Source organism: Salinibacter sp., from assembly GCF_036626415.1.
In the GTDB taxonomy this organism is placed as follows: domain Bacteria; phylum Bacteroidota; class Rhodothermia; order Rhodothermales; family Salinibacteraceae; genus Salinibacter.
In genome coordinates this window covers 1-12,996 of record NZ_JAZKRW010000091.1, presented here as the reverse complement: position 1 = coordinate 12,996, position 12,996 = coordinate 1, and the positions used below count along the sequence as shown (strand labels likewise).

The following is a 12,996-nucleotide window of genomic DNA, read 5'->3' as shown; positions in this document are numbered from 1 at the left end:
TCTGAGAACCTGATGTGTTGATTTTGGATCGGATGCGGAGAGCGAGTATCGATGAGCCGACCCGCGGCGCAGGGTTCAGGGCCATAGCGGTACGCCCTGAGCGTCAGCGGGGACATACGTTCAGAGGGCGGCCGCCGGTGGCTGGAGACGCTTTGCGGGTCATCGCTGCCGGCCGGGGCCCAGACATAAATTGAAGCAGACTCTGAGCCCCCCGCACGGGGCGCGCCCACAAAAAAACGCCGAGCGGCCTAAGCCACCCAGCGCTTTTGGGGATCGGTTCCCCTGATCGAGGCGTCTCCGTGTTAGCGGAGAACGCGATCAATCACGTGGACGATTCCATTCTCGGCGTCCAGATCGGTCTGGCGGACGGTCGCGTCGCCAATTCGGACCTGCTGGTCCTCATTGGTTCGAATACGGAGACGTTTTCCGCTCATCGGCGTCAGGGACGAACTCTCCGCCACGTCTTTGGCCATTCGTCGACCCTCGATCACGTGGTTTTTGAGGAGGTTCTGCAGGCGCGTTTTGTTGGTCGGCTTCATCAGGTCCTCAAGGACGCTTTCGGAGAGGTCCTCGAACGCCGCGTTGGTCGGGGCGAACACTGTGAACGGCCCGTCGCCCTTCAGCGTGTCGACGAGTCCGGCAGCCTGGAGGGCACTGACGAGAGTAGAGAAGTTCTTGTCATTCGTTGCAATGTCAACGACGGACGGAGCTTTTTTCTGGACAGTAGACATAATGGTGCGGTTGGATGATTTTTGATGAGGGGCAATCCTTCCGAATTTTTTCGATCGGAGTTACTTTTCGTATCATTACTACTATACACGTCGTTTTTTAGTTCCCTTTTGCAAATTTATTTTTTGTGTGGCCCGATGCACCAACTTTTTGGGACAAACTACCGAAATAAACCAGGGAAGACGCCATTCTCTCAGGAGATTCGCCGTCGGAGAGTGACCGTGCATCGTCGGCTGGCCGCGACCGATCTACTCCGACGGCTTTCATCAAGGGCGACTGGATAGGGGACCGAGCCGACTTCCTCCGGTCCCCCGTTGAAAAGATGTAACAGATTGACCGTGAGCATAACAGAATTTTCTGCACAGCAATCCGCGCAATCTTGAATCAACTTCAGCGTGGCGCGAAGTACAACTCCTCGTCGGGACGGATGCCGATACGCCCCTACGTCGAGATGGGAGCAGATCACATGGTTCAGCTTTCCCCTACTGGCTGCGCCGATCGCCTAAAAACTGTATAACAATTTTGCCAGACAGTATTAGAGAATGCACTGGGTCTAATTTGGAACCGTCTGCAAAAGTGCCACTTTGAAGAACAACTTTTTCGGTTGATATTAGAACATGTTCGACGAAATTTAATCACTGAAATTTATTAACTTTTAGGATTTTTACCATTGGATAAAATGAGAGTGTGGAGATGCGAAGTTGTAAATATTGACCGTACGGTACAGATCTCATGGAATTGTGCACGGAGGATTGCTGAGCCACAAATTCGGGTTGACATTACCGTTGCGCAGCCCTAGAGTATTTGAACGCATCAAAATAAAGAACGACTTCTGCCTCTACCGACGCAACGCTCTCGGTGAATCACATCATAAGTCACACCACATACGCACCATGACCCGCCTTTTATACGCCTGTTTTGGGTTCATACTCGTGGGGGGACTGCTGGGGGGACTTGAGGTTGCAAGTGCACAGTCACAGGGGGAAATTGCCGGGACCGTCCTTGACGCCAACACGCAAGAGGCCCTGCCTGGAGCCAACGTCACGGTGCTGGGCACAAACTACGGAACCAGCACCGACGCCGATGGGAACTTTCGCATTTCCGGTCTGGAGACGGGTCGGTACGACGTTCAGGTGTCATTCGTCGGGTACCGGAGCCGTACGAGATCGGTCACTGTTCGGGCAGGGGAGCCCACGACTCTCAATATAAGCCTCCAGCAAGGCCAGGTCGCGGCGGAGGAGGTGGTCGTCACGGGGTCCAGGCAGTCCGAAAAGGTGCTGGAATCCCCCGTCCAGGTCGAGACCGTTACGGCGGCCGATCTCGAGACGAGCGGCGGCGGGACCTTTCTGTCGTCCCTTTCCAACCTCAAGGGCGTCGACTTTGCCCGGGTCGGGATCAACGGGCAATCCGTCTCGATGCGGGGCTTCAACAACAACTTCAACACGCGGCTGCTGCAGCTGAAGGACGGGCGCCTTGCCCAGCTGCCGGGGACGGGCCTGCCGCAGGGCAACTTCCTGCCGTCCTCCGAGCTGGACGTGAAAACGATTGAGGTGGTCGTGGGACCGGCCTCGGCCCTCTACGGCCCGGATGCGCATACCGGGGTCGTCAACCTCATCACGAAGACGCCGTGGGACGAATCGGGCGTGGCGCTCGACGTGCGCGGCGGTCAGGAAGACCTCATCGACCTGAACGGACGGGTGGCAGGGACCGTCAACGACAAGTTTGGCTGGAAGGTGAACGGCCAATTTATGTCGGCCACCGACTATAGGCCCCCGACGGGCGGGCCGAATGCGTCGGCCGCGGATTCGACGCACTTTTTCGGGCCCCTGGGAGAATTCAACGAGATCGATCTCGTCGAGGATTATGATGTCGAGTCGATTCGGACGGAGGGGAGCCTTTACTACCGATTTGCCGACGGCTGGCAGGCGGAGTTCACCGCCGGGTTCTCGGAGAACGACAACTTCGGCGTGACGAACAACGGCCGCAATCGCATCAAGGACTGGCAGGTTCAATTTCAGAGCCTGAAGATTAGCAGCGAGCACTGGTTCGCGCAGGCGACGCGCACCGCCAACAGTGCAGGCGACACCTACCAGATCAACAATGTGGCAGCAGGAGCCGAAGCAATCTTTGGGGAGGCGCTGCAAAACGGGGCGTCGCCCAGTCAGGCTCGTCAGCAGGCCCTCGATCAGCTGCCGGCGCTCCGGGAGGCGAATACATTCGTCGACGAAGCGGTGCTGTGGGACTCGGAGATCCAGTACAGCAACAGCTTTCGCGTGGGCACGGGCACTCTCGACTTCGTGACGGGCGGCCAGTTTCGCCGCTTCCTGCCGGACTCGGAGGGCACGTTCCTGGCGGATGCCAACAACGAGGACATCGACGAAACGGAAGGGGGCGGGTACCTGCAGCTCGACTACCGTCCGACGGACGACCTCCGGTTCAACGCGGCGGCGCGCGTGGACGGAAACAGCGAGCACGACACGCAATTCAGCCCGAAGGCGGCCGTCGTGTACACCGTAGCCCCCACCCACAACGTACGCTTCAGCTTCAACCGGGCCTTTAAGAGCCCGACGACGCTAAACAATGAGCTCTTCATTACGGCGGCCAATTTGGGGCCCGTATTCCGGGGCAACGGCGGCAACGGTTTTACGATTCGGGACGGCCCGACCACGGACGCGAACGTCGTCCGTGACGTGGACCCGCTCGACCCGGAGGAGGTGAATACCATAGAGCTCGGATACAAGGGGGTGTTCCAGGAGCGCCTCGCCGTCAACCTGACGGCCTACAATTCCTGGTACGAAAACTTCATCAGTCCGCTCACGAACGTGGCGAATCCAGCGGCCGCTGGCACGTTCGCGTTCGAGGACGGCCAGCTTACCCCTCCGGAAGCGGATCAGCCGAATGGCTTCCTCTGGACGTACTTCAACTTTGGAAGCGCTACGGTTCGGGGGCTTGACGTCGGGGCCGAGTTTTTCGCGAGCGAGAAGCTCACCCTGTCCGGAAACTTTTCACTTATTGACCTCAGCGACTTCGACCAGGGCAACGCTAGCCAGGACCTCCTACTCAATGTGCCCGAGACAAAAGTGAAAGGCTCTGTGACGGTACGCGACGTGGGGGTCGACAACTACTTCATCAGCTTCTCGAGCCGCTGGAAGTCCTCCTACGAGTTTCGGTCCGGCTTCTGGGACAGCGAGAAGTTCTACGACGATGGCGAGGTGCCCAGCCGCTTCACGGCCAGCCTAACCGCCGGGTACACGGTTCCCCAAACCGGCGTGAAGCTGAAGGCGAGCGTGACCAACCTGTTCGATGAGGACACGCCCGACACCTTGGGGGCCCCGGAGACAGGACGGTTGTTTTGGGTTTCGGCGACGTACAAGTTCCAGGGACTCGACTTCTAAGTAGGTCGGCAAACCAACGTTGACAATCGTCATTCCGAGCGGAGCGCTGGAGCGTAGTGCCCGAATGCTCTTGGCGTGAATCTCTCGGAAGACGGGCGGACACGAACCTTCCGATCGGCTTCCACTTGGTGCGAAGAGAGGCCCTGAAGATGCCCCTGCGGCTCCCTTTCGACTGCCTCCTCTCACCGTGCGTCGGTCGCTCAGAATGCCGTTCGAGTAAACGTATTTCCACGGGTCTACTTGGCTGGACGCCCGTTCTCCCGAGACGCTGGACGTGGTCCGGGGTCTAGAGGGAGACGCACCGACAGTTTCTTGTTCACGACAGGCGCCCGTATTGTATGAGCACCGACCGACTGGCAGAGAAAACGGCGATCATTACGGGTGGGGCCCGGGGCATCGGGCGGGCTACGGCGCACCGGTTTGCGGCGGCGGGCGCGGCCGTCATGCTCGCCGACGTGGACGCCCAGGCCGGGCGCGAGGCCGTGTCGGCCATTGAGAACGAGGGCGGCACGGCGGCCTTCACCGAAACCGACGTGACGGACCTCAATCAGGCGCAGGCCCTCGCCGACGCGACCGTCGAGCACTTTGGGAGTCTCGACGTGCTCGTCAACAACGCCGGCATCACCCGCGACGCCACCCTCAAGAAGATGAGTGAGGAGGACTTTGATCAGGTCGTGGACGTGAACCTGAAGGGCGTGTTCAACTGCACGAAGGCCGCCCTCCCCCACCTCACGGAGAGCGACGCGGGGCGCATCCTGAACGCAGCCTCCATCGTGGGGCGCTACGGCAACTTCGGGCAGACCAACTACGTCGCCACCAAGTCCGGCGTCATCGGCATGACGAAGACGTGGGCCCGCGAGCTGGGGCGCGACGGGGTAACGGTCAATGCGGTGGCCCCGGGCTTTGTGGACACGGCCATGATGGAGACGGTCCCCGACGAGATCATCGACGACCTGACGGACCAGACGCCGCTGGGACGGCTCGGGGATCCGGAGGACATCGCGGACGCCTACTGCTTCCTGGCGAGCGACGAAGCCGCGTTCATCACCGGTGCCGTGCTTGCCGTGGACGGAGGGCTGGTGCTGTAGAAGTTGAAGGTTGGAAGGTTGCAGCGAGCAACTCATCAGTGGACGGTCGAGATGGATTCAATGAGACGTGCTACGATTGCCGGGACCGGCCTCTACGCCCCCGAGCGGGTCGTGCCCAACGCGTATTTTGATGAGCTCTACGGGGAAGATGTCGATTCTTTTCTCCGCGAGAACCGCAACATCGAGGAGCGGCGGTACGCGGCCGAGGATCAGGCCACGTCCGACCTGGCCGTCGAGGCGGCCCGGGACGCGATGACCGACGCGGGAATTGAGCCCGCTGACGTGGACCTTCTCCTCGTCTCCACCGACACGCCCGACCAGATTTCCCCCTCCACCGCCGCCGTCGTGCAGGACAAGCTCGGCGCCCGCAACGCGGCCACGTTCGACATCAACACCGCCTGCGCCGGCTTCGTGACGGCGCTCGACACCGGGCGCAAGTTCCTGGAGACCGACGAGCAGTACGACCGCGTGCTCGTGATCGGGGCCTACCTCATGAGCCGCTTCATCGACTACGACCAGAAGAACGTGGCGTCCCTCTTTGCGGACGGGGCCGGGGCCGCCGTGCTCGCGCCCACGACCGGGCAGGACGGCATCCTTACCTCCACCCTCGTCTCGAAGGGCGAGTACCACGACTACATGGGCGTCTACGAAGGCGGCACGGCCTGTCCCATCACGACCGAGAACGGCGAGACGCAGCGGCTGGCCTTCCGGAAAGACTTCCCCGACGACTTTAATCCAGACCACTGGACGGACTTGGTGACGACGCTTACCGACCGGCTGGGCGTGACGCCCGGCGACGTGGACCAGTACTTCTTCACTCAGATCAACATCCTCAGCATCCGCGAAACACTGGATCGCCTTGACCTGCCCTACGACCGGGCACACAACGTGATGGACCGGTTCGGCTACACCGGCAACGCCTGCGTGGCAATGGCCCTGGCGGATGCCGTGGACCAAAAGCTCCTCGCACCGGGCGACCTCGTGGTGATGATTGCGTCGGGCGGCGGGGCGGCCCTGGCGGGGATGGCGTTTCGCTGGGGCGACGCGTAGCAGCGCCGGTGTGGATGGGTGGTAGAGGACGCATGATGCTGCCTCCCTGCGTTCATGCGTCCCTTCCTCCATACGTCATACGTACACGCGTACAAACCGCGAAGCAAACATGGGCGAGACGGCGATTGCGTGGGGCTTTTTTGCGGTGTACCTGCTGGCCGTGGGCGGAGCCGCAACGGTAGGGATCCAGAAGGTGACGGGGTTTGCGTCGTTCAGCGTGGGCAGCCGCGACGTGAGCCCGGTGCTCGTGGGCCTCTCGCTGGCGGCCAATCTCACGAGTGCGGCCACGTTCATCATCAATCCCGGACTCATCTACCTGTACGGCCTGAGCGGTGTGCTCGGCTACGTGGTGGCCATGCCGCTCGGCCTCATCTTGGGGCTCATCGTCTTTTCCAAGGCCTTCCGCCGGGTGGGGGACGAGGTGGAGGCGCTCACGGTCCCGCAGTGGATTGGGGATCGCTTCGGAGACTACCGGCTCACGGTCTTTTTTGCGGGGGCGAGCCTGCTGCAGATCGCGTTCCTCGTGCTCATTACTGTGGGCCTCACCCGGGTGTTGTCGAACGTGCTCGCCGTGCCGATGTGGGCGTCGATGGCGATGGCACTGGGCATTCCGCTTCTCTACATCATGATTGGCGGGGCCAGTGCCCACACCCTCACCAACAGCGCCCAGGCGGTGCTGATGCTGGGGGTGGCCCTGATCATGCTCGGGTCGGGCGCCGCATACTTTGCCGATGGCGTCGGCGGATTCGTGGACCGGCTGGCCAGCATCGAGCCGGTGCTGGCGCAGCCGACCAATCCGGACAGCCTGCTCTTTCGGGACTGGTTCGAAGTGGTGGTCTGCAACCTATGCATCGGGTTTGCCATCGTGAACCAACCGCACGTGATGTCGAAGGCCCTCTACCTGAAGAGCACGAAGGACGTCAACCGGTATCTGGCGACCGGCATTGTGGCACTGGTCGTTTTCTTCGCGGTCATGCTCGTCGGCCTCTACGCTCGGATCCTGATGCCGGAGGCGGGCATCGAGCCGGACGCGGTGGTGCCCACCTACATCGTCGAAGTCTTCGGGCCGTGGCTGCGCTCGATGATTCTCATTGGACTCGTGGCGGCGGGCTTCTCCACGATGGAGGGACTGATGGTGGCCCTCTCCACCATCTTCACCAACGACATCTACCAGCCACTGGCCGAGCACTTAGACGTGCTGTCGGCAGAGGAAATCGAAACCCGCGCTGTGCACTACAGCCGGTACTTCCTGGCCCTGCTCGTCCCCGTCGTGGCTCTCATTTCGTGGGGGCAGATTGTCAATCCCAATCTCTCGGTGGCCATTCTGGGACAGAACGGGGTCTACGCGCTCTTTTCGGCCACCTTCGTCCCCATTTTGTTTGGCATCTTTTCGAAGCGGGTTACGAAAGAGGCGGTCTTTGCCGCGGCCAGCACGGCGCTCGTGGTGCACTTCGGGATGTACTACGGCGAAATCACGATGTATCACAACAACCCGGCGGTGCCGGCCACATTTGCGCTCGTCTCCAGTGTGCTCGTGGCCCTGGCGGCGATGACGGCGCAGGGACGCTGGACGGCCAACTTGGAAGGGGAGGCTGCGGAGGCGGCAGCCGAGTGATGAAAACGGAGGAACCTGTTCCTTCCACCGGTCGGGGGAGTATGTCAATCGGTACGCCAAATTCCGCACTCCAAACTCGCTATGCCTCGAACGGACTGGCTCGACCGGAACGCGCTCTACACCCCTGACGCTCCGGGGCTCGTATGGGGGCCGACGGGCGAGACCTACACCTACGCCGAACTCCACCGGGCCGGCGAGCGGTTGGCCGCCGGGTTGGCCGCCCAATACGATCTGTCGGCGGGCGACCGCGTCGCCGTCTTGGCCGAGAACACGCTGGAGCACGTCCTCCTCTTCTGCGCAGCCCAGAAGGCGGGCTACGTACTGGTGCCGCTCAACTTTCGGCTGGCCCCGCCCGAACTCCAGTATCTCGTCGACGATAGCGCACCGCACGTGCTCTTTGCCTCCGCGGACTTCCGGGACATTGCGGAGGGCCTGGAACTGGACGCGCCGGTTGCGCCGCTGGACAAGGTCGGGGCCCTCATGGAGTCGGCGTCGGGAACAGCGGACACTGACAGTCCCGAGCTGGACGACCCGTTGATGATTCTCTACACGTCCGGCACCACGGGGCGGCCGAAGGGCACGATCATCCCGCACAAGATGCTGTTCTGGAACTCGGTCAACACCGAACTGCGGCTGGACCTGACGGCACAGGATCGCTCGTTCAACGCCGCACCGTTCTACCACACCGGGGGCTGGAACGTGCTCCTCACCCCCTTCCTCCACCACGGCGCCACGACCTACCTCTTCCCCTCCTTCGACCCGGGCGCCATCCTGCGCACCTGCGACGAGGAAGCGCTCACCATCCTTTGGGGCGTGCCTACGATGCTCAAGATGATGGCCGACCACGCGGCGTTCGACGAGGTGACGCTCGATACCGTTCGCTACGCCGTGGTGGGCGGCGAAGCGATGCCGGAGCCGCTCATCCGCACGTGGCAGGACAAGGGCGTGCCCATCCGGCAGGGCTTCGGCATGACGGAGGTGGGCGTCAACTGCTTCTCGCTGCCGGCGCGCGACGCCCTGCGCAAGATCGGCTCCATCGGCTTCCCCAACTTCTACGTCGACGCAAAAGTGGTGGACGAGAACGGCGAGAACGTGCCGCCCAACACGACCGGCGAACTCCTTCTGCGCGGGCCGGTCGTCACGCCGAGCTACTGGCGCAACCCGGAGGCCACCGACGCGGCCATCGACGAGAACGACTGGTTCGAGACCGGCGACCTCGTGACGGTGGACGAGGAGGGGTACTACTACGTCGTGGGCCGCAAGCACGACATGTTCATCAGCGGCGGGGAGAACGTGTATCCGGCCGAGATTGAGTCGGCGCTATACGAGCACCCGGCCGTGGACGACGCGGCCGTCATCGGCGTGCCCGACGAGAAGTGGGGCGAAGTGGGGGCCGCCTTCGTCGTGCCGGACGGCACCCTCACCGCGGACGCTGTCACCGCACACTGCCGCGAGCACCTGGCCGGGTACAAGGTGCCGACACACGTTCGGATGCTCGACGCCCTGCCCCTCGGCGACAGCGGCAAGGTGGACAAGGCCGCGCTCCGCGACCACTTCGACGACTCATAACCCGTTCCCGTTTACTTCCTTCCCCCTCCCCGATGGCGTTCGTCCTCAGTCTCTTTCTGCTTATGAGCTCTACTCCCGCCCCAGCGCAGGACACACTTCCGCACTACCCCAACGACGTGCAGACCACCACGGTGGACGGGCGCTCGATCGCGTATGTGGATCGGGGAAGCGGCCCGCCCCTGCTCTTCGTGCACGGCCTGGGCTCCAACCTGTCCCTCTGGCGCGAAACGATGGATGCGTTCGACGACTCGCACCGCGTCCTGGCCCTCGACCTGCCGGGCTACGGACTCTCCGACAAGGACGACGTGCCCGGCACCATGTCCTTCTTCGCAGACGTCATCGTCGACTTTCTCGACGATCGAGGGCTCAACACGGTCACGGTTGTCGGTGTGTCCATGGGGGGACAGGTGGGGCTCACGATCGCGCTTACTTCGCCGGAGCGCCTGCGCCGCCTCGTGCTCGTCTCGCCCGCCGGCATCGAGCCATTCACGCCGGAAGAGGCCGAAGCCCTGAAAGACGCGTCTACGGCCGAGGGCATCCTCAATACTACCGACGAGCAGGTGAAGCAAAGCGTGGCGCTGAACTTTGCCGAGTGGAGCGACGAGTACGCCTGGCTCATCGAGCAGCGGCACGCCCTCAGCGGGCGCGACGACTTTGAGGCCTACGCCGAGGCCAATGCACGCTCGGTAGCAGGAATGCTGGAGGGCGCGGTGCGCGACCGCCTCGGCGAGATCGACGTGCCGACGCTCGCGCTCTTCGGGGCCGGCGACACGCTCATCCCCAACCCCCAGCTTCATCCGGACCAGACGACCGTCGATGTTGCCGATCAGACTCGCGAGGGGCTCCCCGATGCACGCGTCGAACTCGTCGACGATGCGGGGCATCTGCTCATGATCGAGCGCCCGACGTACTTCCACGAAAAATTGCGGGCGTTCCTAAACAGACGAGGAGACGAGGAGTAGTAAAGTACGTACACTGAAGAAAAGAAGCGGATACGCTTGGAGCCTCTTTTGACTTATGTCTCGAGGCTCCGACCGATAGCGATGGCCTGCAAAGCACCTCCGGGCACCGGCGGTCGCCCTCTGAACGTACGTCCTCGTTGACGCTCGGGGCGTGCCACTACAGCCCGAAACCCTGCGCCGCGGGTCGGCTCATCGATGCTCGCTTCCCCCATCCGACGCAACACCAAACCAGGATCCAAGAGCGTCGTCACCACCACAGCGTGTCATTTTTTCACTGGTCCACTGTCTTTATGGACTTTCTGGACGCATCCTACCGCTCGCCCTGGTTCGTCGGACTCGCCCTGTTCGCGGTTGTCGCCACCAGCGGGCTGTTCTTGTACCCTTCGTCCTCCCCCAAAGCCGATGCCCCCGCGACGCCCCAGGAGTCGTCGGTCAACCCAGCCGTGGCCGACACGGCCACGTTCGCCGGCGGCTGCTTCTGGTGCATGGAGCCGCCGTACGACAAGATGGACGGCGTCGCGTCGACCACCTCCGGGTTTGCCGGGGGCGATCAGGTCGATCCCTCCTACCGCGAGGTGGCCAGCGGCGCCACGAACCACACCGAGGTCGTGCAAGTGGTCTACGATTCTACGAAGGTGTCGTACGAGCGACTCCTGCGGGTCTACTGGCACAACGTCGACCCCTTTGACGGGACGGGACAGTTTTGCGACCGCGGCTCGCAGTACCGCCCCGCCGTCTTTGCCCACACCAACCGGCAGTTGCGCCTCGCCAAAGACGCCAAGGCGACGGTAGCCGAGCGGTTCGACCAATCCATCGCCGTAGAAATTGAACCATTGGACGCATTTTACGCCGCGGAGCAGTACCACCAGAACTACTATCAGAAGAACCCCGCGGACTACAAGCGCTATCGGCAGGGCTGCGGCCGGGACGCGCGACTCCGCGACATCTGGGGCGAGGCCGCCATGTCGGATGCTCCTCTCGATGGGGCTGCGTAATCTCTCGGCGCCATCTGTACTACCGTCGCGATTAGAGCTAGGACTGGTTAGGCATTCCCTTCTCTGCAATGCACCTAGGGTGGTCCTGAGGGAGGTTGACGTTGCGTCCGCGGGCCGTCGTTTGTAGTATCAGCACCGGAGAAGTTCTCCTCGTGCGTCCTGCCGCAACGACCTGGTCCCTATGTCCACCGATTCGGCCTCTTCCGACACCGCATCGAGCTGGTCCGACCGCTGGCTCAACCGCATCGAGCGCACCGGGAACGCCCTCCCCGACCCGGTGACGCTCTTCTTCATCTTCATCGGGATCGTGATGGTGGCGTCCTGGATCACCCACACCGCGGACGTGAGCGTGGTGCACCCGGGCACCGACGAGACGATCACCGCCGACAACCTCTTCTCCGACGAAAACATCCGCCGTCTCTTCACGGACATGGCGGAGACGTTCGCCGACTTTCCCCCGCTCGGCCTCGTGCTGGTCGTGATGCTCGGGATCGGGGTGGCGGACAAGACCGGGCTCATCAGTGCGGCGCTCAAGTCGTTCGTCGCCAGCGTCCCGGACGCGCTCTTGACCGCCGCGCTCGTGTTTGCGGGGATCATGTCCAGCCTGGCGGTCGACGCCGGGTACGTGGTCGTCATTCCGCTGGGGGCGGTGCTCTTCTACGGCGTGGGACGGCATCCCTTGGCGGGCCTCGGGGCCGCCTTCGCGGGCGTCTCGGCGGGCTTCAGCGCCAACCTGCTGCTCACCTCATTGGACCCGCTCTTGGCCAGCTTCACCGAGCCGGCTGCCCAGCTGATCGCGGAGGACTACAGCGTGCCGGTGACGGGCAACTGGTACCTCATGATTGGCCTCACCCCCGTCTTCGTGGTCCTCGGGGCCTACATCACCGACAATATCGTCGAGCCGTACCTCGGCGAGTACGAGCCGCCGGAAGATCTCGACACAGAGGGGACCGAGTCGAGCGAGCTGACCGACGAGGAGCGGCGCGGGCTGCGCTGGGCCGGGATTGTGACGGGCCTCTCGATTCTGGGGGTCGTCCTGCTCGCCGTGCCGGACGGGGCGCCGCTGGCCGAGTTCGAGGCGCTGATCGAGAGCATCGTCGCCCTCATGGTGTTTTTGTTCTTCCTCCCCGGCCTGGCCTACGGCATCGCCGTCGGCGAGATTGAAGACGACTCGGACGTGGCCGACATGATGGCCGACACCATGGCCGACATGGGCGCCTACATCGTGCTCGCCTTCGCGGCCGCCCACTTCATTGCCATGTTCGAGTGGTCGAACCTGGGCTCCATCATCGCCATCAGCGGCGCCGACGCCCTACAGAGCATCGGTTTTACGGGGCTGCCGCTCCTGTTTTCGTTCATCTTTGTGTCGGCGCTCATCAACCTGTTCGTGGGCAGTGCCTCCGCAAAGTGGGCCATCATGGCGCCCGTCTTCGTGCCGATGCTCATGCTGGCGGGCGACCCCGGCTACTCCCCCGAGACGGTCCAGGCGGCCTACCGCATCGGGGATTCGTTCACGAACATTCTCACCCCGCTCCTCCCCTACTTCCCTCTCGTCATCATCTTCGCCCAGCGGTACGACGAGGACGCCGGGAT

At 62.8% G+C, this 12,996-nt stretch carries 9 protein-coding genes; 8 read left to right on the top strand and 1 reads right to left on the bottom strand.

Annotated elements, in window-relative coordinates:
• Positions 1–302: 302 nt before the first annotated feature.
• A complete protein-coding gene (locus tag V5A20_RS10285; protein WP_332316245.1) occupies positions 303–731 on the bottom strand; it encodes a fasciclin domain-containing protein in 429 nt (142 codons plus the stop codon).
• An 891-nt stretch (positions 732–1,622) separates the two neighbouring features.
• On the opposite strand from V5A20_RS10285, the gene V5A20_RS10280 reads away from it, so the two are divergent.
• The 8 genes from V5A20_RS10280 to V5A20_RS10245 form a co-directional block, all read left to right on the top strand.
• Positions 1,623–4,124 carry a TonB-dependent receptor gene (locus tag V5A20_RS10280; protein ID WP_332327269.1) on the top strand — a complete coding sequence of 834 codons (2,502 nt, stop codon included), beginning with the start codon at positions 1,623–1,625 and terminating at the stop codon, positions 4,122–4,124.
• A gap of 338 nt (positions 4,125–4,462) precedes the next feature.
• Positions 4,463–5,212, top strand: coding sequence for a 3-oxoacyl-ACP reductase FabG (gene fabG, locus V5A20_RS10275; protein ID WP_332327268.1), 750 nt, complete (start codon positions 4,463–4,465; stop codon positions 5,210–5,212).
• Positions 5,213–5,272: 60 nt separating this feature from the next.
• The gene (locus V5A20_RS10270) at positions 5,273–6,262 is read left to right on the top strand and encodes a 3-oxoacyl-ACP synthase III family protein (RefSeq protein WP_332316242.1); all 990 of its coding nucleotides are present in this window, start codon (positions 5,273–5,275) and stop codon (positions 6,260–6,262) included.
• A 109-nt stretch (positions 6,263–6,371) separates the two neighbouring features.
• A complete protein-coding gene (locus V5A20_RS10265; protein ID WP_332327267.1) occupies positions 6,372–7,877 on the top strand; it encodes a sodium:solute symporter family protein in 1,506 nt (501 codons plus the stop codon).
• Positions 7,878–7,958: 81 nt separating this feature from the next.
• Complete coding sequence (locus tag V5A20_RS10260; RefSeq protein ID WP_332327266.1) at positions 7,959–9,446, top strand: acyl-CoA synthetase; 1,488 nt, start codon at positions 7,959–7,961, stop codon at positions 9,444–9,446.
• A 62-nt stretch (positions 9,447–9,508) separates the two neighbouring features.
• Entirely contained in the window at positions 9,509–10,408 is a 900-nt protein-coding gene (locus V5A20_RS10255) for an alpha/beta fold hydrolase (RefSeq protein ID WP_332327265.1), read from the top strand.
• Positions 10,409–10,698: 290 nt separating this feature from the next.
• Entirely contained in the window at positions 10,699–11,403 is a 705-nt protein-coding gene (gene msrA / locus V5A20_RS10250; RefSeq protein ID WP_332327264.1) for a peptide-methionine (S)-S-oxide reductase MsrA, read from the top strand.
• 181 nt (positions 11,404–11,584) lie between these two features.
• Positions 11,585–12,996 (top strand): AbgT family transporter (locus tag V5A20_RS10245; RefSeq protein WP_332316237.1); only part of this gene is annotated, 1,412 nt, incomplete at its 3' end.

Excerpts from the sequence above, each read along its gene's own strand:
- V5A20_RS10265 (WP_332327267.1), top strand. The coding sequence starts at position 6,372 with ATGGGCGAGACGGCGATTGCGTGGGGCTTTTTTGCGGTGTACCTGCTG.
- msrA (WP_332327264.1), top strand. The coding sequence starts at position 10,699 with ATGGACTTTCTGGACGCATCCTACCGCTCGCCCTGGTTCGTCGGACTC.
- V5A20_RS10280 (WP_332327269.1), top strand. The coding sequence starts at position 1,623 with ATGACCCGCCTTTTATACGCCTGTTTTGGGTTCATACTCGTGGGGGGA.
- V5A20_RS10270 (WP_332316242.1), top strand. The coding sequence starts at position 5,273 with ATGAGACGTGCTACGATTGCCGGGACCGGCCTCTACGCCCCCGAGCGG.
- V5A20_RS10255 (WP_332327265.1), top strand. The coding sequence starts at position 9,509 with ATGAGCTCTACTCCCGCCCCAGCGCAGGACACACTTCCGCACTACCCC.
- V5A20_RS10260 (WP_332327266.1), top strand. The coding sequence starts at position 7,959 with ATGCCTCGAACGGACTGGCTCGACCGGAACGCGCTCTACACCCCTGAC.
- V5A20_RS10285 (WP_332316245.1), bottom strand. The coding sequence starts at position 731 with ATGTCTACTGTCCAGAAAAAAGCTCCGTCCGTCGTTGACATTGCAACG.
- fabG (WP_332327268.1), top strand. The coding sequence starts at position 4,463 with ATGAGCACCGACCGACTGGCAGAGAAAACGGCGATCATTACGGGTGGG.